Here is a 24,157-nt window from a genome sequence, read left to right as displayed (position 1 = left end):
GGAGCAATTCATGACCATGCCAACCTCACAATGTCCGTGGCGGATGCAGGTTCATCACATCCATCAGGAGACGCCGGATGTGTGGACGCTGTCGCTGCTATGCCATGACTACTATCCGTATCGCGCCGGGCAATATGCGCTGGTCAGTGTTCGCAACTCTGCTGACACTCTGCGCGCTTACACCATTTCCTCAACGCCGGGTGTGAGCGAGTACATTACGCTCACCATCCGTCGCATTGATGACGGTGCAGGCTCCCAGTGGCTGACCCGTGATGTGAAGCGCGGAGATTATATCTGGCTGTCTGACGCGCAAGGTGATTTCACCTGTGACGACAAAGCAGAAGATAAATTCCTGCTGCTGGCAGCCGGTTGTGGCGTAACGCCGATTATGTCGATGCGCCGCTGGCTGGCGAAAAACCGTCCACAGGCCGACGTGCAGGTGATCTTCAGCGTGCGCTCACCAGAGGATGTGATTTTTGCCGATGAGTGGCGCGACTATCCGGTAACGCTGGTGGCAGAGAATAACGCCACCCACGGTTTTGTCGCCGGTCGTCTGAGCCGCGAGCTGCTGCAAAGCGTGCCGGATATTGCGAACCGTACCGTGATGACCTGTGGCCCAGCACCGTACATGGATATCGTGGAAGAGAACGTAAAAGCGCTGGGCGTGACCCGCTTCTTTAAAGAGCAATTCTTCACGCCAGTGGCCGAAGCGGCAACCAGCGGGATTCAGTTCACCAAACTGCAACCCGCGCAGACTTTCTTTGGCCGCGTGGGTACTACGCTGCTGGAAGCGCTGGAAAGCAACAAGGTGCCCGTGGTGGCAGCCTGTCGTGCTGGCGTGTGCGGTTGCTGTAAGACGAAAGTGGTTTCTGGTGAGTACAGCGTGACCAGCACCATGACGTTGACTGACGCGGAAATTGCGGAAGGTTATGTGCTGGCGTGTTCGTGTCACCCACAGGGTGATCTAGTTCTGGCGTAATTTGTAAATGCTCCATCACAGGCCCGGTAAGCGTTAGCGTTTACCGGGCTTTTTTCTGAATATCACTATAACAAGAGCCGCCTATCATCCTGATGTTACATATGAGCTTAATCTTATGATAATCAAACAAAGGATGAAGCTATGGATACAATTGAAGAGCTCGGTGGAACCTATTTCTACCACGGCAATGCGAATGTGACCCCAAAGGAGTTGTTTTGGTTGATATTCGCGGAGGGCCTTGCTGACCACTTAGGAATTGAGATAGAAGCGGCTGCGATGATTCTGGCAGGACAACCCATAATACCAAAACGTGTAGTATTAGGTTCGAAAGTCAAACGTACCAGCATTGCTTCTAAGTTGGCGCGTGCAATACTTAAGAATGCTCGTTTCCCATTTGGAATACGTTTCAATACCAGCGTGATGGGACATTCTCGTCCTACGAACAAAATCGGAACAGTGGTAGGTCGTGCGATTCCGTTTCTTGGCTACGCCCAGGTTGTTATCCTTTGTGTTAAAGTCGCCAGTGAGACGAGAAAAAAATATAATTTGATTGCCAAACCTAAAGATCAAATTTTATGGACGTCCTTCTGATGTTGCTACCCGATGAACAAGAGTTTTTAGATTACATTACTGAGAATTATAGTGAACGAAAGCGTCCAGCAAAGAAGGAATGGACATTTCAGGAATATTTTAATTTCGTACCAGAAGATCTCGAAGATATGCTCATTGACCTTTTCACTCGATATGGCATTGAGCATAGCAATTTCAATATAGATAATTATTTCATGCCAGAGTTGTACTGGTGGCAGTTTAGGCTTAAGAGAGAGTTTCGTGATCGGCAATTTAAAACGCTGACTCTGCAAATGATCATTGAGTCAGCAAAAGCGGGACACTGGCTGTATGACTAAGGGGTTCACCGCCCCTTATAATGTCTACGCCGACTGTCGTTCATTCCATGAATCACTAAAGATGATGTTCCCGTCGTGGTGCTTCCAGGTTATTTTCTCGTAGCGTAGTTCGACTGTTTCCATATGGTTTTCATTAGGGTTATCTCCTGTAGCCATAGCAGGGGAAATAGATACTACCCGAACACCTTCCAGCAGCATGTTAAAGTATTCTTCTTCCTGGCCCGAATAGTTAATCCTATACCATTTTATTTCAGCTGATATCAGATTCTGACCTGTCGCGACAGCTTTATAGAGATAGGGGCTGGAACAGTCGAACTCCTTAATGATGAGCATAGGTGAGTGCACCCTTGTCCCTGTCACTTTACCTGTGGCGTTATCAGTTGGGATCATAAGGTTATGATGGAACCCTTTTACCTCAATACTATCGTCGCGGTGTATGACATCGACGCCCCCTTTAATCAATGCGCCACCATCGTCCTTGAGCCATAAATAAACAGGTATAGCCATGTATATTTCCTTTGTTTCAAGATATAAGACTCGTCATTAGAGCATTGCCATATACGTGATTCACGATTGCAAGCCTACGCTTGACCACAACATGGAAGTTCAAACCAGATCATAATTACGTCTTACGCTTGTTTTTTAAGAAAATAACCAGGCAATTTTTAACCAGAAGAAAGGAGCCTGCGCCCCTTTCTTACCACTACGATCCATATTCAACGCCACGCCGGATCTTTCCCCACTGCAAAACGCCCTGCCCCTAAAAATGCCACCGCCAGAGAGCCGATAAAGAAATACACCAGGCTCTCAATGGCCCAGGCACCTACCGCATCCAACGCGAACGTCTTTCCAGTTCCGACCATCAACCATGCCACAACCATCGTAAACGCCAGCACCAGCGCAGCCGGGCGGGTGAAGAGGCCGATAATAATCAGGATCGGTGCCACCACTTCGCCAATCAGCACCCCATAAGCGATAAATCCCGGTAACCCTTTCTCCACCAGCATGCCGCTGATGAATCCCACGCCACCAAATAGCTTATGCAAACCGTGAAACAGCATCAGCCCGCCGACGGCAAGTCGTAACAAGAGTTTGCCAAAATCGTCGCACATTAGCTTTTCATTAACAGCAATTAACAATGATTTAACCATTTGAAATGATTCCTGTTTTCACCTGAGGTATCACCAGATTATGCCGAATAATTGCGCATGAAAAGCACCTTTTAATCAGGGGATTTGACGGCCAATACGGAGACTTTCTTCTACGCTTGTAAGCGATATCACAAAAAGGAGACGGACACCCATGAAACAAACCGTGGCTGCATACATAGCGAAAACCCTTGAACAGGCTGGCGTAAAACGCATCTGGGGCGTCACCGGCGATTCCCTGAACGGGCTCAGCGATAGCCTCAATAAGATGAAAACCATTGAATGGATGCCGACTCGCCATGAAGAGGTGGCCGCGTTTGCTGCGGGTGCCGAAGCGCAACTGACGGGTGAACTGGCCGTCTGTGCCGGGTCGTGCGGTCCGGGGAACCTGCATCTGATCAATGGTCTGTTCGACTGCCACCGCAACCATGTTCCGGTGCTGGCGATTGCGGCACATATCCCCTCGTCAGAAATCGGCAGTGGTTATTTTCAGGAGACGCACCCTCAGGAGCTGTTCCGCGAATGCAGCCACTATTGCGAGCTGGTTTCGTCTCCGGAGCAGATCCCGCAGGTACTGGCAATTGCCATGCGCAAAGCCGTCCTGAACCGTGGCGTCTCGGTGGTGGTTATACCGGGAGATGTAGCCCTCAGGGCCGCACCTGAAGGTGCCAGCAACCACTGGTATCACGCGCCACGGCCGGTCGTTACGCCTGCCGAAGAGGAGCTGAAAAAACTGGCGCAGTTGTTGCGCTACTCCAGCAATATCGCCCTGATGTGCGGCAGCGGCTGCGCGGGCGCGCACAAAGAATTACTGGAATTTGCAGGCAAGCTGAAAGCGCCGATTGTCCACGCCCTGCGCGGCAAAGAGCACGTGGAGTATGACAATCCGTATGACGTGGGGATGACCGGGCTGATCGGGTTTTCCAGCGGCTTCCATACCATGATGAACGCCGACACGCTGATATTACTCGGCACTCAGTTCCCGTACCGGGCGTTCTATCCGTCAGATGCCAAAATCATCCAGATCGACATTAATCCGGGCAGCATCGGCGCGCACAGCAAAGTCGATATGGCACTGGTAGGCGATATCAAGTCTACGCTCGCCGCCCTGCTGCCGCTTCTGGAAGAAAAAACAGACCGCAAATTCCTCGACAAAGCGCTGAGCGATTATCGCGATGCGCGCAAGGGGCTGGACGATCTCGCCAAACCGAGCGACAAAGCCATCCACCCTCAGTATCTGGCGCAGCAGATCAGCCATTTCGCCGATGACGACGCCATTTTTACCTGCGACGTGGGCACGCCGACGGTCTGGGCGGCGCGCTATCTGAAGATGAACGGCAAACGCCGCCTGCTCGGCTCATTCAATCACGGCTCAATGGCGAACGCGATGCCACAGGCGCTGGGGGCGAAAGCCACCGCACCGGAGCGTCAGGTGGTGGCGATGTGCGGCGACGGCGGGTTCAGCATGCTGATGGGGGATTTCCTGTCGGTGGTGCAAATGAAGCTGCCGCTTAAAATCGTGGTCTTTAACAACAGCGTGCTGGGCTTTGTGGCGATGGAGATGAAAGCCGGTGGCTACCTCACGGACGGCACCGAGCTGCACGACACCAACTTCGCCCGTATCGCCGAAGCCTGCGGTATTACCGGTATCCGCGTGGAGAAAGCCTCTGAAGTGGATGAAGCCCTGCAGCGCGCCTTCTCCATCGACGGTCCGGTGCTGGTGGATGTAGTGGTTGCCAAAGAGGAACTGGCGATCCCACCGCAGATCAAACTGGAGCAGGCCAAAGGCTTTAGCCTCTATATGCTGCGTGCAATTATCAGCGGCCGCGGCGATGAAGTGATCGAACTGGCAAAAACCAACTGGCTCAGGTAAAACATCTGGCATCGCCTTTTTGATTATAAGGATATGCCATGATTGATTTACGCAGTGATACCGTTACCCGCCCGAGTCGCGCCATGCTCGAAGCGATGATGGCCGCCCCGGTCGGGGACGACGTTTACGGCGATGACCCGACGGTCAACGAACTGCAGCGCTACGCTGCTGAGCTAAGCGGCAAAGAGGCCGCGCTGTTCCTGCCGACCGGCACGCAGGCCAACCTGGTGGCACTGCTCAGCCACTGCGAACGCGGTGAAGAGTATATCGTCGGCCAGGGCGCGCATAATTATCTGTATGAAGCAGGCGGCGCGGCGGTACTCGGCAGCATTCAGCCACAGCCGATTGACGCCGCGCCGGACGGCTCTCTGCCGCTCGATAAAGTCGCGGCTAAAATCAAAGCCGACGATATCCACTTCGCACGCACAAAACTGCTCAGTCTGGAAAACACCCACAACGGCAAAGTGCTGCCGCGTGAATATCTGCAATCGGCATGGGAATTTACCCGCGAGCGCAAGCTGGGGCTGCATGTGGACGGCGCGCGTATTTTTAACGCCGTGGTGGAATACGGCTGCGAGCTAAAAGAGATTACACAATATTGCGACTCGTTCACCATTTGCCTCTCTAAAGGGCTGGGCACGCCGGTTGGCTCGCTGCTGGTCGGTAATGCAGACTACATTAAGCGTGCCAACCGCTGGCGTAAAATGACCGGCGGCGGGATGCGTCAGGCCGGGATTCTGGCGGCAGCAGGATTGTATGCCCTGAAAAATAACGTCGCGCGTCTGAAGGACGATCACGACAACGCCGCGTGGATGGCTACGCAGTTGCGTGAAATTGGCGCAGATGTCATGCGTCACGATACCAATATGTTGTTTGTACGCGTGGGGGATGAGCATGCTGCCGCGCTGGGTGAATTTATGAAAGCGCGTGGCGTACTTATCAACGCCTCTCCGGTTGTGCGTCTGGTGATGCATCTCGACGTGAACCGCGAGCAATTGGCAGAGGTGGTGAAACACTGGCAGGCGTTTTTACAGCGCTAAGGAGCCTGACGTGCCGCAACGTATTCTGGTGCTCGGTGCCAGCGGTTATATCGGTCAGCATCTGACCACGGCGTTAAGCCAGCACGGACACCAGGTGCTGGCCGCGGCACGCTCCACGGAACGCCTGCAAAAGCAAAATTTGCCCGGCGTGACGTGTCACAATGTCGATCTCAACTGGCCGAAAGCGCTTCCTGCCCTGCTGGAAGGGATCGACACGCTTTACTACCTGGTACACAGCATGGGCGAAGGGGGCGATTTTATTGCCCATGAACGCCAGGTAGCGCTGAACGTCCGCGACGCCCTGCTGCAAACACCGGTGAAGCAGGTGATCTTTTTAAGCTCGCTGCAGGCACCAGAACATGAGCAGTCCGACCATCTGCGCGCCCGTCAGCTCACGGCTGACACCCTGCGCAGCGCCAATATTCCCGTCACCGAACTGCGTGCCGGGATCATCGTCGGCGCGGGGTCTGCAGCTTTCGAAGTGATGCGCGATATGGTCTACAACCTGCCGGTGCTCACGCCACCGCGCTGGGTGCGCTCACGCACCACGCCGATTGCGCTGGAAAATTTACTTCATTATCTGGTGGCACTGCTGGAACATCCCACTGAGCAACACCGCGTGCTGGAAGCCGCTGGCCCCGAAGTGCTGAGCTATCAGGCGCAGTTCGAGCATTTTATGCGCGTGAGCGGTCGCCAGCGCTGGCTGGTGCCGATCCCCTTCCCGACCCGCTGGATCTCGGTGTGGTTTTTAAATGTCATCACCTCGGTGCCACCGACCACGGCGAAAGCGCTGATCCAGGGGCTGAAACACGATCTGCTGGCGGACGATCGTGAACTGCGGGCGCTGATCCCGCAGGACTTGATCCGCTTTGACGATGCCGTCCGCAACACGCTAAAAGAAGAAGAGAAGCTGGTGAACTCCAGCGACTGGGGTTACGACGCGCAGGCGTTTGCCCGCTGGCGGCCGGAGTACGGCTACTACCCGAAACAGGCAGGCTGCACCGTTAAAACAGAGGCGAGTCTGGAAGCGCTGTGGGACGTCATAAACCAGATTGGCGGCAAAGAGCGCTATTTCTTCGGCAATATCCTCTGGCAAACGCGCGGCGCGATGGATCTGCTGGTGGGGCATCGTCTGGCGAAAGGCCGCCCGTCTCACCCGTATCTTGAGCCAGGCGATACCGTCGACAGCTGGAAGGTGATCATCGTCGAGCCGAAAAAACAGCTGGCGCTGCTGTTCGGCATGAAAGCGCCAGGGCTGGGACGGCTCTGTTTTACCCTCAAAGACAAGGGCGACCACCGTGAACTCGACGTCCGCGCATGGTGGCATCCCCACGGTATGCCTGGTCTGTTCTACTGGTTGTTTATGATCCCTGCGCACCTGTTTATTTTCCGCGGGATGGCAAAGCGTATTGCGCAACTGGCAGAACAAAAGAAGGAAAAGATCTAAATAAAACCCTTATTCTTTCACCTTTCCCATTGCAACCCGCCGTAATTCACGAAAGAATGCGCACGAAATTCTTTTTCAACACAGTGGATTGATATGAAGGTACTGGTTACCGGAGCGACCAGCGGCTTAGGCCGAAACGCGGTCGAGTTTCTGCGCAACAAGGGCATCAGCGTCAGGGCGACCGGTCGCAATGAAGCGATGGGTAAGCTGCTGCAAAAAATGGGCGCAGAGTTTGTCCATGCCGACCTGACGGAGCTGGTTTCTTCTCAGGCGAAAGTGATGCTCGCCGGTATCGATACGCTGTGGCACTGCTCCAGTTTTACCTCCCCGTGGGGCACGCAGGAAGCCTTTGACCTCGCCAACGTGCGCGCCACGCGCCGCCTGGGCGAATGGGCCGTCGCCTGGGGCGTGCGTAACTTTATCCATATCTCCTCCCCGTCGCTCTATTTCGACTATCACCACCACCGCGATGTTCAGGAAGATTTTCGTCCGGCACGCTTTGCCTGTGAGTTTGCCCGCAGCAAGGCCGCCAGTGAAGAGGTGATCGACCTGCTGGCGCAGTCAAACCCGCACACGCGGTTTACCGTCCTGCGTCCGCAAAGCCTGTTCGGACCGCACGACAAAGTGTTTATCCCGCGACTGGCGCAGATGATGCACCACTACGGCAGCGTGCTGCTGCCACGCGGTGGTGATGCGCTGGTGGATATGACCTACTACGAAAACGCCGTCCATGCCATGTGGCTGGCGAGCCAGCCGGATTGCGATAAGTTGATTTCCGGGCGTGCGTATAACATCACGAATGGTGAACCGTGCACGCTACGCAGCATTGTGCAGAGGCTGATTGACGAGTTGCAGATCCAGTGCCGGATTCGCTCCGTACCGTATCCGATGCTGGATATGATCGCCCGCAGCATGGAGCGGTTTGGCAATAAATCTGCGAAAGAGCCCGCCCTGACGCATTACGGCGTGTCCAAACTTAACTTTGATTTTACGCTGGATATTTCACGTGCGGAGAACGAGCTGGGCTATAAGCCGATCGTGACGCTGGATGAAGGGATAGTGCAAACCGCGGCGTGGCTGCGGGATCACGGTAGGTTACATCGCTAGCTTTTTTACCCGGTGGCGGCTTCGCCTTATCGGGCCTACAACTGCACCGCACTGTCCCCTCGCCCCTTTGGGGAGAGGGTTAGGGTGAGGGGAAAGAGCAGACACTAAAACGGCAACCTTTCGGTTGCCGTTTGCTTTTACAGAGCCGTCCAGGCATCAGACCATGCCAGACCTGCGCCTGGTTCATAGTATGCCGGGGCGTTGTTACACCAGCCGCTGTACGGGAACGGCTTGCACTGGAACAGTTTACCGTGGTTGTTCACGATATCGCCTGCCTTGTACTTACTGTTCGCGCTCCACGCAGCATAGGTATCTGAGCTACCTTCATCCTGAGACGCAGTTTTCGCTTTCACGTTCAGCAGATAAGAGGTGGTGCTGCTCAGTTCACCGTCGCTTACGGTCAGGCTAACTTCATACTGCTGAGCGGTTGCTGACTCTGGCGCAGTGAAGGTCACTACCGCTTTGTCTTCACCCGTCACAGTCTGGCCGTCCTGGGAACGCCAGGTATAGGTCAGTTTGTTACCGTCTTCGTCAGTCGATCCTTCAGCGCTCAGAGAAACCTGCGCACCCGCCTCAACTGCACCAATTGGACCGGCAATCTGCGCAACCGGCGCGTGATTAACCACTGTCGGTTCTGCTGGCGTTTCGTCCGGCGTCGGCGTTGGTGCCGGCGCTGGCGTGTCATCAGATGGCGTTGGTGTTGGCGTTACTGGCGTCTCATCAGGCGTAACGGAAGAACCGTCATCATTGATAATGTTGACGTTATAGAACTTCTTCACGCAGTTAGTGTAGTCACCTTCTTTGAAGGCGCTGAACGGCGTCTGGTAGCCCACCAGCTGGCAAGAGTAGGTCTTGCCGTCTGGCGTATCCGCACTCCATCCCCAGTCCTGCTCCCAGTAGATCTTCAACGCACCGGCTCCGCCTTCATCGAACTGCTTCATGTTGGCGCAACCCAGCACTTCGTTCGCAGGAACAGGCACTTTCAGGTAGTTCGCGAACTCTTTGTAGTATTTGATACGGTTCTGAGACTGCGCAATTTCAGTCGGGCCGCCGCACTCAACGCCGCCGTTGATGATCTGCGTGGTCACGCCGAAGCCCGGAACCAGACCATTGGCTTTATCACGATCGTTTGGCTGCCATGTACCGTCGATCACCTGCAGCATGCTTGGTTTCGGTGGTTGTGGGTAAGCAAAGAAGAAGATCGCACTCGCCAGGTTCAGCCAGGTATCAGCCACCAGCTCCGGTTTATCCAGCAGCGTGCGGACAGTGCCAAACATCGCTTCGGAGAACGGACCGTAGTTGTAGTTGTAAGACAACTGCTTAGCGCCACGACCAAAGTAGCTCACGAAATCGCCATCTTTGTCTTTGCCGCACGGCCAGGTTTGGCCCTGCCAGATGTCAGGGTTACATTCACCGTTGTAGCCGCCTTTCTGACCTTCCGTCCAGCCCATTTCGCGAACGTGAACCAGCGCCTGACGCCATTCCGCCTCCGGACGCCAGCTTTCATGCCCGCCCGTTTCCTGCGCAAAGTGAGCGAACATCGTCGCCAGCTCTTTACGGCAGATGGCGTCACTGTCACGACCATCGTTATAGGTCTTACACAGTGCCGGGAATTTACCCACCGCTTTCAGGAAATTGCTGTAGGTGTAGGATTCCGCACGCATCGGGAACAGGTATTCCCAGTCGCTGGCCTTAACGATCCCTTCAACGCGTTTCACGTTGTCCGGGTTCGCCGCACGGCCTGGCTCAATCATTTCGACCTGCGCGTTATCCAGCGTTTTGATCGTCTCTTTAACTGAGGCCATCAGCGGGAAGCTGGTCAGTTCTTTTTCCTTTTTCGCCAGATCGCTGGCTTTCATGGTATACGGTTCGCTGCTGGTCGCCTGCAACGTGGTCGCCTGAGCCATAAATGGCGCAATGCATGCACCCGCCACGAGAACGCTCAGTAATGTCCTTTTAGTCATTTCAAATAATCCTGTATTCAAAAACGAGGGTTAATACATTCCAGGTTTATTTATTACTCCCTTAATAAATAAACCAAAGAATGCGGTGGTTTTCATTTTTTGAAGAACACCATCCAGCATTCTTCAAAAAATAAAAATGAGAATTCACAGGTTGCCAGCCGTCTTTATTTGCTGATATTTTTCCCAAACCTTGCGGGCATATTTCATACGCTGGGGATAATTTTCTTTTTTGAGCCCGGCGTTATAAGCACCTACCGCCTCCCAGTTATAGCCATAGACCTTTATCATATGAGCCAGTATGGATGCACCGACCATAATAGACGTACAGGGTTCAGTCATTAAGCGATACTCATCGATGCCGTGGCGTTCTAATTCATTAAAATGCGAGCTGTTAATTTGCATTAAACCCACATCCCGCGAACCATCGTGATTCCAGCCCACTGCATGAGGATTCATCCCCGACTCCACATTCGCGATTGCAAATAATAAATAGGGGTCGACGTGATAATAATGTGCAGCGTTGTCCCAACAATTGGCGAATGCACTTTGACTAATAATCAACAATAACAAAATTAGGCGTTTCATTGTCTTCACCTGCTTGATGAGTTTCCCATTCTCTCCTTGCGCACATCGTTTTATATGTTGGGTTATTGGTCACACCCGAAGTGGGGTGTGACCAATAATTGCGGGCTGATATCATGCCCGCAATTTCAGGCTCAGAAGATTATTTGCAGTCCGCAGACGCGCCTTCTTTCACCCATACGTCGCTGTTGGCCGGGTTATCACCGCGGGTCCACCATTTGGCACGGTAAACATTACCCTGATAGGTGGTGGTTTCACCGCCGTTATAGACCAGGTCAGAACGCCAGTTCATCTTCACGTTGCTCACCAGCTCCCATGCGTCCACACCGAAGCCAGGCTGGTTGCCCTGCGTCCAGTATTTCGCTTTCCACACCAGGTGGTCGAAGCTCACGGTATCGCCATTGTTGTAGATTTTGCTGGATTCCCACGCAGCATATTTGCTGGCATTGGCATCAACAGGCTTATCACAGCTGCCGGTTGCCGTACCTTCGTCAGAAGGTGGCGTGACATCATCAGACGGAGGAGTAACGTCATCGGATGGAGGCGTCACGTCGTCAGCTGGCGGAGTCACTTCGTCTGCCGCTTTTGGCGTGACGACAACCTGCACGTTGGACTGAACGCTGGTTTTACCGTCGCTCACCACTACGCTCAGCGTATAAGAGGACTCAGAACTCACTTCCGGTGCCGTGATAGACACGTTCGCGGTGTCAGTACCGGTTGCATGCATATCAGCCGGCACGCTCCAGGAGTAGGTCAGCGCATCACCGTCCGGGTCCGCAGCCTGAGCATGCAGAGCGTAAGTTTCGCCTGCCTGCAGGGTAACGGATTCCATTGGGTTCACTACCGGTGCCTGGTTGGCTTTTGGTGCTTTGTTAACAACCTGCACGTCAACCGCATTGCTCAGCCCTTTGGCATCTTTCACGGTCAGGCGGAAGGCCAGCGTCTGGTTGCTGGTCACAGCAGCCACGTTGAAGGTCGCTTTCGCTTTGGTGCTGTTGGTGATGGTCACCGTTGGGCCAGAAATCTGGGTCCATTTGTAGGTGATTGCATCGCCATCTGGATCGGTAGAGGCAGAGCCATCCAGGGTGACAGTGGCCGGACCGGTCACAGTCTGGTCAGCGGCGGTCGCAACCGGCGCGTGGTTAGTCACAACCGGATCAACCGGAGCAGACCCGCCGCCCAGCAGGCTTTCATTCATCGCGTTCAGAATGTCGCCGGTATCGGAGTCGATAGACCATGCGAAGAGGCCACCCAGTTTATTTGCCAGAACGTACTTGCCTTTTGCGGTAGTAGAACGCGCATCTTCATAGGTGATCAGATCACCGGTGGATTTGTTGAAGACGTATGGCGCTTCAGCATCCGCGTCGTAGCCGTATTCCCAGCCTGGCTTGCCTTTGTATTCGTTGACGATTTGACGATAGTCAACCACACCCGGCTCCCAGGTGCCTTTCACCATGCCAGTCGCGGTGCCAGTGAACGGGTTATTGCCGGTGTAGCCATGTACACCCGTCCAGCCACGGCCATACATGCCCGTGCCCACAACGATCTTGCCTGGCTGTACGCCCTGCTCCAGCAGCGCATTAACGCCATTTTCGGTGGTGTAGTTGGTATCCGGTCTCCATGACGGTGCACGCAGTGCCGTCTGGTGGCCCAGCTCGGTGTTGCTCCAGCCGCCGTAGAAGTCGTAGCTCATCAGGAAGATATGATCCATATACTGCTGAGCCGTGGTGTAATCCACATCTTCAATTTTATCTTTACCGGCCCCGATGGCGCTGGTCAGTTCATAAGTACGCCCTGTCTGAGCAGACAGTTCGTTCAGCATGGCACGCAGGTCATGCATCAGCGCTGTGTAGGTGGCTTTGTCCTGCTGCGGATTGCCCTGGTTTTCACTCACACCGCCGCCGCCTGGGAATTCCCAGTCGATATCCACACCGTCAAAGAATTTCCAGGTTTGCAGGAACTCTTTCACAGAAGAGACAAAGCGCGCGCGGATTGCCGCGTCACCCATATGGTAGAACGGATCAGACAGCGTCCAGCCACCGATGGATGGCAATACTTTCAGGTCTGGATGCGCTTTTTTCAGCGCCATCAGCTGGCCAAAGTTACCTTTGTACGGGTCGTCCCAGCCGGACACACCTGACTGTGGTTTTTGCAGCGCTGCCCACGGGTCGTGGATAGCGACGGTAAAGTCAGGACGGCCCTGGCAGTCACGCTGAAGCACGGCGAAGCTGTTACCGCCTTCAACGGTTTTCAGGCCGTCGTTGATGCCGTCGCCGCCGCAGATTGGAATAAAGCCGTACAGGATGTGGTTCAGGTTCGCTGCCGGAATTTTATCAACCGGGAAGTTACGACCATACACGCCCCATTCCGGGAAATACGCCGCCACCACTTTATCGGTGTGCTGGGCGAAGGTTTTGTTATTTTCCTGCATTGGTGCATTCAGCGGGAGCAGGTGGCTACCATCGGTATCCGCAACGATAATCAGCTTGCTGGCGCTTTTGGTACAGCCACTGGTGTTACAGAGTTCAACCTGTTCCTGGTAGCGCCCACCTTTTTTGACCTTAAAGGTGGCAGAGCCCGCCGCGCTGCCCGCGCCGGTCCAGACGGTTTTACCATCCAGCAGAACTTTTGCGGACGTTGGCGCATCGCCACTCCACACGTTCCACTCGACCTTCACATCCACACCATCGTGGTGAACTTTGACGAGGCTATTGTAATCCTGCGCGGCCTGATCCACTTCAACAAGGGCAAATTTGTCGTTGCCGCTGCTGATAGTAGGCGTACCTGGTGCCGCTGCGAATGCAGAGCTGGTTGCCGCTGCAATAAAGAGCGCCAGATATTTAGGCTTCATAAATTTCATTTTTATTTCCTGATAAATTTATTAACGTGAATGACCCATGTATTCCTTTAGAACATGGAGTGTCTTATATCTTCAAAAACATGACAGCCGTTACCAAAAACGATGACGAGTTGTTTTCCTCCATAAAAAGATACAAGCTAAAAGTCCGTATAGCTTATGTCTATTACAATACACTGAGGGGTAAACGTATTCCTTCCATTTCCTCGTCGAAAAGATTTATAAAAAATCTTGACCTGGATATTTAATATGTGAATGCAAATAGCTGACTAACGAAAACACCTATTCCTGCAAGCGCCAGGTACGGCCCGAAAGAAATAGTTTGGTTATTTTTATTTAGCTTATTAAATAAGAAGTAACCGGCAATACCGCTTACAGACGCAGCAAACAGAATCAGGGGTAACGCCTGCCAGCCGCACCATGCCCCGAGTGCAGCAAGCAGTTTGAAGTCCCCATATCCCAGCCCTTCGCGGCCCGTCATCAGGCGAAACGCCCAGTAGATCAGCCAGAGCGAGAGGTAGCCCGCCACTGCGCCAAATAGCGCGTCCTGCAGGGGCAACGTGTGGCCCACCGCGTGAAGGAGTAATCCGGCCCACAGCAGGGGTTGCGTCAGACAATCCGGCAGCAGCTGGTGCCGCCAGTCAATCATCGCCAGGGGCAACAGGAACGCCGCCAGCAGCCAGAGCGAAAACAGCGTTCCGGCGTCAGCGATAAAACAGGCTGTAAGGCCAAAACCCAGTGCTGACACAAGCTCCATTAAAAACAGCCGCAGCGGTATTGCGCTACGGCATTTCCGGCAACGTCCACGCAGCGCCAGCCAGCTCACCAGGGGAATATTCTCCCATGCGGACAGCGAATGCTGACAAACCGGGCAGTGAGAGCCGGGGAAAAGCAAATTATCGCTTTCCGCTTCCTCTCTGACCATCGCCGGAACACGTTCGACGACAACGCCGAGAAAACTTCCTGTTATCGCGCCAAACACCGCGCTCATCACCGGAAATCCCACAGGCCAGGCCTCACGGAGAGAGTCGATAATGCTCATGCACTCGTTTTCCAGGTTAGCTCAATTTCAGCTTTGACGTCGTTCAGGTGATCAACAGGCGTGAGATTCATCTTTTGCAGCCTGACGCCCGATGCAAGGTTAATTTCCCGCAGCCAGTTCTTTAACTCATAAACATTGACGCGGTTAACCACAAACGCCAGAGTCTGCCCGTCCTGACGTACATCCGTCAGGGATAAATTAATCTCATGGGCACTATTTTCCACCACGGTGCGCGGATTATCTGTTTTAACCACATGAACCTGAAGATGATTTTTATCAATTTCGCTGCGCATCCAGTTCAGTGTCTCTTTTTGTCTGGCGAGCGTGGCTTTACTATTTTGAATCATATTATCCAACGGGATCACTCCTGCGTAATATACGGCGGCGCAGCAAAGTGCCACGGCACACAGTTTTAAAATATTTTTTTCCCTGGCACTGTATTGTTGATAACGCGATTTTAATTGTGCGATTCGCTCTTTCATTTATATTTCCCTGCGATCATTGCGGTGTATGGCGCGCTATTTGAAACGGGTTGCAGACTGAAATCAAAATTCGCGCTGGCCTGATTGATAAATTCCTGTAATGCCTGCTGGTCTTGTGCACTCACGTTAAGGGTTAATGCATTCTGACTGCTGTCATATTCCAGCAGGGTGATTTCCAGCGCCGGGACCCGCTGGCGAATGATTTCCAGATCCTCAAGCTGCCGAAAAATCCCTTTGCTCCGTTTTTTAATATTCTGACCAAAGTGGTACTTGATGTTGGTCTGCTGGCGCATGCTGGGAAAGTGGTGCTGGTAGACCTGGACGATCTCCTGCTGCGTAATGTTCTCCTGCTGCACCAGCATCCAGGCCATCGCAATACGCGGGCCAAGCAGCATTCCAAGTGACAAAAGCCCCATTGCCACAATGGCAGCCCGCACGCCCCTGACCACGCCCGCGTTCGCGCCTTTAGCACTGAATTCACCGTGTAAAAGATTGACGCGACAGGTTTGCCACTGCGCCTGAATCAGTGCCAGTGGGTGCTGCCAGGGACGTTGTTCGTCAACCGCCACGTCCGCCGGGATGTCGCCATAACAGCACACCTCACCCTCACCGTTTTTTTGCATCAGCAGGGGAAGCAATGTTGCGTCGACTTCACATGCCGCAGAGGGAGAAAAACGCACCCAGTAATTCTCGCCCAGCGAGATGATCGTGCTTCCCCCCTGAGTCACCGGCAGCAGCCAGGCATCCGGCAGGACCTGAACAACGTTTAGCCCCGCAGCCTGAAAACGGCTCAGCCAGTGGCGCAAACGCGTGGCGTCGATAGCGACCGCGTCGACCTCTCTCCCTTTTTTGTTGAGCACCGTCCAGTGGAGATTATCGACCTCACCTATCAGCGTCTCTTCCGCCATCCATGAAAACGCCGTCGCCTGCGACGATACCTTTTTCGGCAGCGTAAAGTGGCGAAAGATCATTTCACTGGCAGGCAACAGCAGGCATACGCGGGTCGCCAGAGGATGGCTTACAAGCGTCTCCAGACTTTCCAGCGCTTCAACCTGCTGACTTCCGGATTCACACCACCATACTGTCCCGCCTTCACGACTGTCGGGACGAATAAAAAGCACCTGTTTCATAAAATTCGACTTTAGTTATTCAATCATTCGGTAACGACGTTGCCATGTCACAATCTCGCCAGCTTCGTTATTCACCTGGAGCTGACTGGCCACGCGCAGCGTTAAATCATCGGTATTGCCGACAAAGTTGACGCGGAAATAGCGGCTATTAATGGAGAGCTGCTCCGCCACCCGCGGCAAATCATCTTTCAGTTGCGGGAAGTTTTGCTCCAGAACCTTGCTGAACGCCTCAATATTTTCCCAGCCCGTTTCAGGGCGCGATTCGATCAGGCGAACCGCATCATCGTCCGTCAGTTTTCCAGGAAAAAGCGCGGCCAGAATGGCGGCCTGTTCCTGGCTCAGAGTGTTGATATCCACCTTACTGGCGCTGTCCGGCAGCGCACACAGCAGCTTGCTGACTTTCGCATACGCCGCGGCCGGAAACGCAGGCAGTAACTTAATTTCGGCAATGTTGCGCATCATCTGGTTAGCCGGCAGACGAGCGGGCACCACGCCCGCCCAGGCATCGCTTTCAGCCCCCTCTTTTACGGTGGTGCTGTCGCCATCGAGATAGTCCACCAGCTGCAGATAAATCTCTTCCGCGGTAGACTGGCCGATCCCGCTACGGGTCAGGATCTGCTCAACCATCAGCTCTTTCAGCGGTTTTTCCGGCACGGCTGGTGTATTTTGCCCCTGAGCTAACTTCTCTGCGGCAAGCAGGTTATTGACGTTAAAGCAGTCCTGCGCGTCTTCAACCTGGCTTACCACCGTGTAATCTTCACCCTGGGTTTCCAGCGGCTGGTGCCAGTCGCCATCAGGCGCGAGCGGTTGACTTTCGCCGCTGGCGTCAGTCTGAAGACGATCTTTCACCACTTTTTCCTGCGCCTGCATCGCCCAACGCAGCTGCTGCTGGCTCACCTGATAGTGCGTTTTCTGCAAATTACGGCAGAATTGCTGGCTGATTTTGGCAGCCAGCGCAGACATCATGACCAGCAGGATCAGCACCACCAGCAGAGCAACGCCTTTCTCCTTGCGTATGCGACTCATGGTTTAACCTCCGGTGCTGGCGCACCTTCTGCTGCTGGCACAGGCGCTTCGGCACTCTGTTCTGGTGCTGCAGCCACTTCCGGCATATCGCCCGGTGTGGTAAACACCCAACGCCATGTATCACCGTTTTCCATCGTGAGCGTCAGTTCCACGCCATCCGGCTGCCGCGCAGCGTCGTCCCAGCTTTTCAGCCAGCCTTTGTGGTAAAAGCGCCATTGCATGGTTTTTACCGCACCGACGATGGGAACCTCTTCCGGCTTCACCTCCGCCGGGCTGTCGATAGCAGGCCAGACATCGCGATATAAAACGCCCTTTTCCAGCCGCCAGCGCACGCGCTCAAGCTGCACTGATCCGCTCACGCCGTTCAGTGTCGTCAGTTCAAGGGCATCCCCTTCCTGGCGGAACACATCCTGCTCGTTACGCGGCGCACGCGCCTGCAATTGAAAAAAATCACGTTCCATCAGGCTCCAGGCTCGCTGAAGCTGATTAAGTTTTGCCGCGCTGGCATCCGTTGCAGAGCTGGTGCGCATGGCACCGTCCAGAATTTGCCAGGCCAGGGTGCTGATCACGGCAAAAATGGTCAGCGCAATCATGATCTCCAGCAGGGTAAAACCGCGCTGGCGTTGCGTTTTTTTCACTTGCTCTCTCCCGGCGGAATAATCTGCAGCGTAATAACCGGCTGGCTTTCATCGCCTTCCGCATAGACGCGGATCGCATTCGCCCAGCCGTTATCCGCCGTTTTTACCCGCTGTTTGCGCCAGCCCCAGCTGCGCCCGCCCATGATCTCCGTCCCCTGCTCTTCCGCATCCGGGAAATCACTTTTGGTGAGCTGCGCTTCCGCGAGCTGGTTCTCAGCCACCCAACTGGCCTGCAATGTATCGGCCAGGCCGTGGGTGAAACGCACGTTCAGGGAGACCGAATTCATCAGCGCCAGCGCGGCGGTGGAGAAGATGACCAGCGCGACCATCACTTCAAGCAGCGTCATCCCCTTTTGCTTTTTGTTGCCGTTAGCCATCGTTTTCTACCGATACCGGTGCCGCCCCTTGCGACACCACGCGGAAATGATGTTCTTTGTCATAACTTTGCAGCGTCAGCGTGAAGCGGCTGATTTCACCATCCGGCAAAAAGACCACCTGCGGCTCAGCCTCCACCGTGGCGGCCAGGCGCTGAGGCGAGAGTGAGACGTGCATCTCTTCCGGGAAATCGCCTTTAGTGGTAATTCGGCCAGCAGATAACGGCACCCAGTGACGTTCGCCGTTTTTATCTTCGAGCGTCACCAGTTGATATTTATCCGTGGTAATAACCAGCCCGACGATATTCCCGTCCATGACCGCACGGTCCGAACCATAATCAACAAGAGCTTTTAATTGCTGGCCAAATATATCCGCACCACTGCGTGATGGTATGGTTGACACCACCATCATGGCGCAACTGGCAAATATCACCAGCGCCAGAATAATTTCCAGCAACGTAAAGCCGCGTTGATTTTTCATTATTTCTCTTTTTTATCCAGAGACCAGTTAGTGATGTCATCAGCCGTATTCGCTTCACCGTCCGGGCCTGCGGAAAATACATCTACTGCGCCATGTTCACCGGGGCTTACCAGAATATAGTCACCGCCCCACGGGTCTTGCGGCAGACGACGGATATAGCCATCCGCACGGTAGCCGTTCGGGATTGGCGCAATTTCAGGCTTAGTCACCAGAGCCTGCAAGCCCTGCTCGGTTGTCGGATAACGGTGGTTATCCAGCTTATACATATCCAGCGAACCTTCGAGAGCGACAATATCGCTGGTCGCTTTTTGCGTGTCCGCTTTTTCTTTATTGCCCATTAAGTTTGGTACTACCATACTCGCCAGTACGCCGAGAATAACAATAACCACCATTAATTCGAGCAATGTGAAGCCCGCCTGGCGAGCCAGGTGTTTATTTTTCATAGCCATGATTTAACCTACCATATTATTAAGTTGCAGAAGCGGTTGTAATATTGACAGGACGATGAATAAAACAATCGTCGCCATTGATACCACCAGCGCCGGTTCAAATACCGACAGCGTTAATGTAATACGATGCTGTAATGCTGATTCCTGGTTTTCCGCCGCGCGGTCCATTAAATTGCCTAATTCACCGCTCTCTTCACCTGAGGCAATCATATAGAGCATGGTCGGCGGGAATAATTTCGCCTGCTCCAGCGCCGCATATAATGACGCCCCCTGGCGCACAGTATCGGCAGCCTGCTCCAGCACCTGCCGGGCATAGAGGTTTTCGATACCGTCCATCGCGATATACATCCCCTCCAGCAGTGGCACGCTGCTGGCCTGCAGAATACTCAGAGTACGGATATAACGGGCGCTGTTGATGGCGCACACCAGCTTTTTAATCGGCGAGCCGTTCACCAGCCAGCTGTGCCAGCGAAAGCGGTTTTTGGCATTTTTGAGCCAGGCTTTAAAGCCGATAAATCCGCCCGCGAGGCTACCCGCAATATAGATACCGTAAGCCTGCAGGAAATCGCTCACCGCAATCAGCGTGCGGGTGGTGATCGGCAGTTGCTGTTTCATATGGGTGAACTGCTCAATCACCTGTGGCACCACCGCCACCAGCAAAATGCTGATCACCGCGATGGCCACCACGGTCAACGTAATCGGGTAGACCATCGCCTGCGTCAGCTTGCTTTTCATCTTCTGGCGCTGCTCGTTATACTCCGCCAGCTTTTCCAGCACATCGCCGAGGTGACCGGTTTTTTCACCTGCCATCACCAGCGTGCAATAGAGCTTGTCGAAGGTGCGAGGAAACTGGCTGAATGCATCAAACAGCGTATGCCCTTCCACCACTTTTTCGCGGATCTCCACCACCATCGACGCCAGCTTTTTATCTTCCGTCTGCTTCGAGATCGCCTTCAGCGCACTCTCCAGCGGCAGCGCAGCATTAACCAGCGTGGAAAGCTGGCGGGTAAACATCGACAGCACCGGCGTGGTGAGCTTTGCCCCGGTTTTCGCTTTCCCGGTGGCAGTGGCCTCGCGGGTTTCGGTAATCGTGACCGGCATCAGCTTTTGCTCGCGAAGCCACTGGCGAACCTGCTTTTGCCCTTCGGCCTGCAGCGTGCCGCGTCGGGTTTTCCCTGCCGCGTCCGTTGCCGTCCATGCCCAGGAAGCCATTACTCATCCCCTCCGCGCTCGGCAGTAACGCGCATCACCTCTTCCAGTGACGTCACGCCGCTAATCACCTTCAGCAGCCCGTTTTCGCGCAGGCTATAGGCCTGCTTAAACAGCTGCGTTTCGATGGACATTTCATCTTTGTCTTCATGGATGGCGCGGCGCATGGTGCTGTCCACCACCAGAAACTCATGAATACCGGCACGGCCCTGATAGCCGCTCTGGCGGCAGTGCTCACAACCTACCGCGCGGAAGATCGCTTTCGGCGGCGTGTCCATAAAGCTGAACAGCGCTTTTTCATTGTCATCCAGCGGACTGGTGGTACGGCAGTGCGTACACAGCCGGCGTACCAGACGCTGGGCAATGACACCGAGCAACGATGACCCGATTAAGAAAGACTCCAGCCCCATATCGCGAAGACGCGTTATTGCCCCCGCGGCGCTGTTGGTGTGCAGCGTAGACATGACCAGGTGACCGGTAAGCGAGGCCTGCACCGCGATTTGTGCGGTTTCACCATCACGAATTTCCCCGATCATCACCACGTCCGGGTCCTGACGCAGGATAGCGCGCAGCCCGCGGGCAAAGGTCATGTCCACGCGCGGGTTAACCTGCGTCTGTCCCACCCCTTCCAGCTCGTACTCAATCGGATCTTCAACGGTCAGAATGTTACGTTCATGGCCGTTCAGCGCCGAAAGGATCGCGTACAGGGTGGTACTTTTACCGGAACCTGTCGGCCCGGTGACCAGGATAATGCCGTGCGGGCGGTCAATCAGCCCTTTTAACTTCTCCAGTTCCTCATCAATCAACCCAAGTTTGTTGATATCTGGCTTCAAATTACTTTTATCGAGCAGACGCATAACGACGCGTTCGCCGTACTGAGACGGGATCGTCGACACACGCACGTCAATCGCCTTGCGGCCAATGCGCAGAGAGATGCGCCCGTCCTGCGGCAGACGTTTTTCGGCGATATCCAGTTTTGACATCACCTTAATACGCGACACCAGCAGCGGCGCGAGTTTACGCGCAGGCTGCAGCACCGGGCGCAACACACCATCAACGCGAAAGCGAATGCTCAGCGTGCGCTCAAACGTTTCGATATGAATATCCGATGCGCCGTCTTTGACCGCCTCGCCAAGAATGGCGTTGATCAGGCGGATCACCGGCGAGTTTTCGTCGTTATCAAGCAGATCCTCGTTATCCGGGATCTCCTCGGTCAACGCCATCAGATCGATATCCGCATCCATATCATCCACCAGCTGCTGGGAGACGCCGCTGTTCTGCTGCCAGATTTTTGCCAGCATCTCCTCAAACGCTTCCGGCGTCAGGATCACCGGGACGAACGTGCGCCCCAGTACCCGGCGCACCTCCAGCAGCGCAAACGCTGGCGTATCATCACGGATATAAACATCCTCGTTGTAAAACAACACGCCGTTATCTTTCGCGTAGCTACTGCTACACAGCGCTTTACTCAGTTCGTCCACATTGCACCTCCGCCTTACTCTTTAAACGGATTGCGTGATGCGCTGGCGCTGGTTTTCACCGGGGCTGCGCTTGCTGAAGGAAAATCGGGCAAGACGGGGTTATCGGCCGGTTCAAGAATGCCGAGCTTTTTCTCTTCCACACGCTGCTGCTGGCGGGCGCGGATCTGGTCATATTTTTCCTTCGACGCCGCGCTGTAGTTGTCGTCGTCGCGCAGCACCGTGGTATGGATAAAGACCATCAGGTTGCGTTTTGACGAATCCTGCGAGGTGTAGCGGAACAGCTGACCGACCAGCGGAATATCGCCCAGCAGTGGTACTTTGGAGACCGTCTGTTTGGTGACGTTTTCCATCAAACCGCCAAGCACCACCGTCTGACCACTGTGCACCATCACTTCGTTATTAATGGTGCGCGTGTTGAACGTTGGGCCAAGGCTGGCATCTTCCGTTGCGTTGTTATCCACGCTGGAAACTTCCTGCTCGATTTTCAGGTGGATCATGTCGCCATCGTTGATTTGCGGCACAATTTTCAGCTTCGTACCGACCGTTTTACGCTCAACGGAGTTAAACACGTTATCGCCACTGGTGGTCTGCGAGCCGGAAAGCACCGGCACATCCTGGCCGACGTTAAACGACGCTTCTTTGTTATCCAGCGTCACGACGCTTGGCGTAGAAAGAATGTCATTTTTGCCGTCAGTGGAAAGCGCGGTCATCAGTGCGCCGAAATCACCGTTAAAGAAGCCCGTTGCCAGACCGGTAAAACTCGCGCCTTTCATGGTGCCGTTCTTAATCTGGCTGATTGGCAGGCCGGTTGAACCGAACTGCACGCCACCGTGCTTGCTCGTCCACTGCACGCCGAGATCCAGTCCGTTGCCGTCCTGGACTTCCGCAATGATCGCTTCCACCAGAACCTGCGGACGACGAATATCGAGCTTGTCGATCACCTTCTCAAGGGAGTTCATCACGTTAGGCTGCGCGGTGATCACCAGTGAGTTGGTTGATTCGTCGGCGGTAATATTCAGGTCACCTGACGCAGGCGCAGTTTTGCTTTTCGGCGCACCGGCCTTGTCTTTCAGCTGCTCGCCGATTCCGGTCAACACCGGGACAACTTTGCTGGCGTTGGCATATTTCAGGTAAAACACGCGGGTATTACCTTCATTGTTCTGCTCGCGATCCAGCTGGCCGATCAGCGAGCGGGTACGGGCACGCGCCCCTTCCGAACCGCTAATAACCAGGCTGTTGGTTTCATCGTCCGCCACCACTTTGGTCGCCAGCTGCGGTGCGTTCTGCCCTTTCTGCTCTTCGTTGTTGAGGTTATTCAACATATCCGAAAGCTCTTTGGCAGAAGCAAAGCGCAGCGGCACGATCTCGCGGCGCTGAATACCGTCTTTATCGACGCGTTGCACCAAATCCACCAGGCGGTTTACCACCGAGGCTTTACCGGTTAACAGCAGGACGTTCGACGGTTCAAAGTGCACCACGTTGCCGATACCGGACGCATCGTTGAGCTGGCGCAGCAGCGGAGCCAGTTCACGCACAGGAACGTTTTCCATGCGCACAACGCGGGTGATAATCTCATCACCTTTACCCGGATTTTTGCTGTCAGCAACCGGAGCACCTGCCGTGCGTGCCACGCTTGAGCGCACCACTTTGACCATGCCGTTGTCCATCGGGATCACCGACAGCCCGTACAGATCCAGCACGCTTAAGAAGAACTGGTAATACTCATCTTCCGTCAGCACGTTATAGGTTCTGACCGATACAGACCCCTGAACGGAGGGATCGACCAGAATGGTTTTGTTTAAGTTGCGGCCTACCGTATCGATAAATTCACGGATATCGGTGTTTTTAAAACTGGCGCTAAAGTTGGCTGCAAGCAGTGAACTCGAATATAACGACAATGCGGTCAGCGCCACGCACGCCCAGGGAAATTTCTTCATGTC

The 24,157-nt window shown here is 54.3% G+C and carries 23 protein-coding genes; 7 read left to right on the top strand and 16 right to left on the bottom strand.

Going from position 1 to position 24,157, the window contains the following annotated elements:
* Nucleotides 1-10: 10 nt before the first annotated feature.
* The 3 genes from hcr to EoCCA6_RS19490 all read left to right on the top strand — a co-directional run bounded on the left by hcr (nucleotide 11) and on the right by EoCCA6_RS19490 (nucleotide 1,887).
* Complete coding sequence (gene hcr, locus EoCCA6_RS19500) at nucleotides 11-979, top strand: NADH oxidoreductase (RefSeq protein WP_152084054.1); 969 nt, start codon at nucleotides 11-13, stop codon at nucleotides 977-979.
* A 141-nt stretch (nucleotides 980-1,120) separates the two neighbouring features.
* Entirely contained in the window at nucleotides 1,121-1,570 is a 450-nt protein-coding gene (locus EoCCA6_RS19495; RefSeq protein WP_152084053.1) for an STM2901 family protein, read from the top strand.
* Nucleotides 1,570-1,887, top strand: coding sequence for a DUF1493 family protein (locus tag EoCCA6_RS19490; RefSeq protein WP_174779604.1), 318 nt, complete (start codon nucleotides 1,570-1,572; stop codon nucleotides 1,885-1,887). Before EoCCA6_RS19495 ends, EoCCA6_RS19490 begins: the two co-directional genes overlap by 1 nt.
* Nucleotides 1,888-1,911: 24 nt before the next feature.
* On the opposite strand, the gene EoCCA6_RS19485 is transcribed toward EoCCA6_RS19490, so the two are convergent.
* Complete coding sequence (locus EoCCA6_RS19485; protein WP_152084052.1) at nucleotides 1,912-2,394, bottom strand: Hcp family type VI secretion system effector; 483 nt, start codon at nucleotides 2,392-2,394, stop codon at nucleotides 1,912-1,914.
* 209 nt (nucleotides 2,395-2,603) lie between these two features.
* The gene (locus tag EoCCA6_RS19480) at nucleotides 2,604-3,038 is read right to left on the bottom strand and encodes a DoxX family protein (RefSeq protein WP_152084051.1); all 435 of its coding nucleotides are present in this window, start codon (nucleotides 3,036-3,038) and stop codon (nucleotides 2,604-2,606) included.
* A 151-nt stretch (nucleotides 3,039-3,189) separates the two neighbouring features.
* Here EoCCA6_RS19480 and poxB point away from each other — a divergent pair, with 151 nt between their 5' ends.
* The 4 genes from poxB (at nucleotide 3,190) to EoCCA6_RS19460 (ending at nucleotide 8,502) form a co-directional block, all read left to right on the top strand.
* Nucleotides 3,190-4,908: a ubiquinone-dependent pyruvate dehydrogenase gene (gene poxB, locus EoCCA6_RS19475; RefSeq protein WP_152084050.1), complete on the top strand. Its 1,719-nt coding sequence runs from the start codon at nucleotides 3,190-3,192 to the stop codon at nucleotides 4,906-4,908.
* Nucleotides 4,909-4,946: 38 nt separating this feature from the next.
* Nucleotides 4,947-5,948, top strand: coding sequence for a low-specificity L-threonine aldolase (gene ltaE, locus EoCCA6_RS19470; protein ID WP_152084049.1), 1,002 nt, complete (start codon nucleotides 4,947-4,949; stop codon nucleotides 5,946-5,948).
* Between the two features lie 10 nt (nucleotides 5,949-5,958).
* The gene (locus EoCCA6_RS19465; protein WP_152084048.1) at nucleotides 5,959-7,395 is read left to right on the top strand and encodes an SDR family oxidoreductase; all 1,437 of its coding nucleotides are present in this window, start codon (nucleotides 5,959-5,961) and stop codon (nucleotides 7,393-7,395) included.
* A gap of 93 nt (nucleotides 7,396-7,488) precedes the next feature.
* The gene (locus EoCCA6_RS19460) at nucleotides 7,489-8,502 is read left to right on the top strand and encodes an NAD-dependent epimerase/dehydratase family protein (RefSeq protein WP_152084047.1); all 1,014 of its coding nucleotides are present in this window, start codon (nucleotides 7,489-7,491) and stop codon (nucleotides 8,500-8,502) included.
* A gap of 137 nt (nucleotides 8,503-8,639) precedes the next feature.
* Here the strand turns inward: EoCCA6_RS19460 and EoCCA6_RS19455 are convergent, their stop codons facing one another.
* The 14 genes from EoCCA6_RS19455 to gspD form a co-directional block, all read right to left on the bottom strand.
* Nucleotides 8,640-10,466 carry a chitinase gene (locus EoCCA6_RS19455; RefSeq protein ID WP_152084046.1) on the bottom strand — a complete coding sequence of 609 codons (1,827 nt, stop codon included), beginning with the start codon at nucleotides 10,464-10,466 and terminating at the stop codon, nucleotides 8,640-8,642.
* Nucleotides 10,467-10,610: 144 nt separating this feature from the next.
* Entirely contained in the window at nucleotides 10,611-11,051 is a 441-nt protein-coding gene (gene iagB, locus EoCCA6_RS19450) for a type III secretion system invasion protein IagB (protein ID WP_152084045.1), read from the bottom strand.
* Between the two features lie 139 nt (nucleotides 11,052-11,190).
* On the bottom strand, nucleotides 11,191-13,908 hold the full coding sequence (locus EoCCA6_RS19445; protein ID WP_152084044.1) for a glycosyl hydrolase family 18 protein: 2,718 nt from the start codon (nucleotides 13,906-13,908) through the stop codon (nucleotides 11,191-11,193).
* Nucleotides 13,909-14,149: 241 nt separating this feature from the next.
* Nucleotides 14,150-14,947, bottom strand: a complete 798-nt coding sequence (locus tag EoCCA6_RS19440) for a prepilin peptidase (RefSeq protein ID WP_152084043.1) — start codon at nucleotides 14,945-14,947, stop codon at nucleotides 14,150-14,152.
* Nucleotides 14,944-15,429, bottom strand: coding sequence for a type II secretion system protein GspM (gspM, locus tag EoCCA6_RS19435; protein WP_152084042.1), 486 nt, complete (start codon nucleotides 15,427-15,429; stop codon nucleotides 14,944-14,946). Before gspM ends, EoCCA6_RS19440 begins: the two co-directional genes overlap by 4 nt.
* Nucleotides 15,426-16,559: a type II secretion system protein GspL gene (gspL, locus tag EoCCA6_RS19430; protein WP_152084041.1), complete on the bottom strand. Its 1,134-nt coding sequence runs from the start codon at nucleotides 16,557-16,559 to the stop codon at nucleotides 15,426-15,428. Before gspL ends, gspM begins: the two co-directional genes overlap by 4 nt.
* A 15-nt stretch (nucleotides 16,560-16,574) precedes the next feature.
* Entirely contained in the window at nucleotides 16,575-17,585 is a 1,011-nt protein-coding gene (gspK, locus tag EoCCA6_RS19425; protein WP_152084040.1) for a type II secretion system minor pseudopilin GspK, read from the bottom strand.
* Entirely contained in the window at nucleotides 17,582-18,223 is a 642-nt protein-coding gene (gene gspJ, locus EoCCA6_RS19420; RefSeq protein WP_152084039.1) for a type II secretion system minor pseudopilin GspJ, read from the bottom strand. Before gspJ ends, gspK begins: the two co-directional genes overlap by 4 nt.
* A complete protein-coding gene (gene gspI, locus EoCCA6_RS19415) occupies nucleotides 18,220-18,600 on the bottom strand; it encodes a type II secretion system minor pseudopilin GspI (protein WP_152084038.1) in 381 nt (126 codons plus the stop codon). The genes gspJ and gspI overlap by 4 nt, the downstream gene beginning before the upstream one ends.
* Nucleotides 18,593-19,078: a type II secretion system minor pseudopilin GspH gene (gene gspH, locus EoCCA6_RS19410; RefSeq protein ID WP_152084037.1), complete on the bottom strand. Its 486-nt coding sequence runs from the start codon at nucleotides 19,076-19,078 to the stop codon at nucleotides 18,593-18,595. The genes gspI and gspH overlap by 8 nt, the downstream gene beginning before the upstream one ends.
* The gene (gene gspG, locus EoCCA6_RS19405; protein WP_152084036.1) at nucleotides 19,078-19,527 is read right to left on the bottom strand and encodes a type II secretion system major pseudopilin GspG; all 450 of its coding nucleotides are present in this window, start codon (nucleotides 19,525-19,527) and stop codon (nucleotides 19,078-19,080) included. Before gspG ends, gspH begins: the two co-directional genes overlap by 1 nt.
* Nucleotides 19,528-19,530: 3 nt before the next feature.
* Nucleotides 19,531-20,739 (bottom strand): type II secretion system inner membrane protein GspF, encoded by a 1,209-nt coding sequence (gene gspF, locus EoCCA6_RS19400; protein WP_152084035.1) that lies wholly within the window; start codon nucleotides 20,737-20,739, stop codon nucleotides 19,531-19,533.
* A complete protein-coding gene (gspE, locus tag EoCCA6_RS19395) occupies nucleotides 20,739-22,217 on the bottom strand; it encodes a type II secretion system ATPase GspE (RefSeq protein ID WP_152084034.1) in 1,479 nt (492 codons plus the stop codon). The genes gspF and gspE overlap by 1 nt, the downstream gene beginning before the upstream one ends.
* 14 nt (nucleotides 22,218-22,231) lie before the next feature.
* A complete protein-coding gene (gspD, locus tag EoCCA6_RS19390; RefSeq protein ID WP_152084033.1) occupies nucleotides 22,232-24,154 on the bottom strand; it encodes a type II secretion system secretin GspD in 1,923 nt (640 codons plus the stop codon).
* Nucleotides 24,155-24,157: the final 3 nt, after the last annotated feature.

This window comes from Enterobacter oligotrophicus (assembly GCF_009176645.1).
GTDB classification, from domain to species: Bacteria; Pseudomonadota; Gammaproteobacteria; order Enterobacterales; family Enterobacteriaceae; genus Enterobacter; species Enterobacter oligotrophicus.
This window is presented reverse-complemented; position numbering and strand designations above follow the sequence as displayed.

Coding starts and splice junctions, on each gene's coding strand:
- gspK (WP_152084040.1), bottom strand. CDS start 17,585: ATGAGTCGCATACGCAAGGAGAAAGGCGTTGCTCTGCTGGTGGTGCTG.
- EoCCA6_RS19480 (WP_152084051.1), bottom strand. CDS start 3,038: ATGGTTAAATCATTGTTAATTGCTGTTAATGAAAAGCTAATGTGCGAC.
- EoCCA6_RS19490 (WP_174779604.1), top strand. CDS start 1,570: ATGTTGCTACCCGATGAACAAGAGTTTTTAGATTACATTACTGAGAAT.
- EoCCA6_RS19440 (WP_152084043.1), bottom strand. CDS start 14,947: ATGAGCATTATCGACTCTCTCCGTGAGGCCTGGCCTGTGGGATTTCCG.
- gspI (WP_152084038.1), bottom strand. CDS start 18,600: ATGGCTAACGGCAACAAAAAGCAAAAGGGGATGACGCTGCTTGAAGTG.
- gspM (WP_152084042.1), bottom strand. CDS start 15,429: ATGAAAGAGCGAATCGCACAATTAAAATCGCGTTATCAACAATACAGT.
- iagB (WP_152084045.1), bottom strand. CDS start 11,051: ATGAAACGCCTAATTTTGTTATTGTTGATTATTAGTCAAAGTGCATTC.
- EoCCA6_RS19455 (WP_152084046.1), bottom strand. CDS start 10,466: ATGACTAAAAGGACATTACTGAGCGTTCTCGTGGCGGGTGCATGCATT.
- poxB (WP_152084050.1), top strand. CDS start 3,190: ATGAAACAAACCGTGGCTGCATACATAGCGAAAACCCTTGAACAGGCT.
- gspG (WP_152084036.1), bottom strand. CDS start 19,527: ATGGCTATGAAAAATAAACACCTGGCTCGCCAGGCGGGCTTCACATTG.
- EoCCA6_RS19445 (WP_152084044.1), bottom strand. CDS start 13,908: ATGAAATTTATGAAGCCTAAATATCTGGCGCTCTTTATTGCAGCGGCA.
- EoCCA6_RS19485 (WP_152084052.1), bottom strand. CDS start 2,394: ATGGCTATACCTGTTTATTTATGGCTCAAGGACGATGGTGGCGCATTG.
- gspF (WP_152084035.1), bottom strand. CDS start 20,739: ATGGCTTCCTGGGCATGGACGGCAACGGACGCGGCAGGGAAAACCCGA.
- gspH (WP_152084037.1), bottom strand. CDS start 19,078: ATGAAAAATCAACGCGGCTTTACGTTGCTGGAAATTATTCTGGCGCTG.
- EoCCA6_RS19495 (WP_152084053.1), top strand. CDS start 1,121: ATGGATACAATTGAAGAGCTCGGTGGAACCTATTTCTACCACGGCAAT.
- gspD (WP_152084033.1), bottom strand. CDS start 24,154: ATGAAGAAATTTCCCTGGGCGTGCGTGGCGCTGACCGCATTGTCGTTA.
- hcr (WP_152084054.1), top strand. CDS start 11: ATGACCATGCCAACCTCACAATGTCCGTGGCGGATGCAGGTTCATCAC.
- gspL (WP_152084041.1), bottom strand. CDS start 16,559: ATGAAACAGGTGCTTTTTATTCGTCCCGACAGTCGTGAAGGCGGGACA.
- ltaE (WP_152084049.1), top strand. CDS start 4,947: ATGATTGATTTACGCAGTGATACCGTTACCCGCCCGAGTCGCGCCATG.
- EoCCA6_RS19460 (WP_152084047.1), top strand. CDS start 7,489: ATGAAGGTACTGGTTACCGGAGCGACCAGCGGCTTAGGCCGAAACGCG.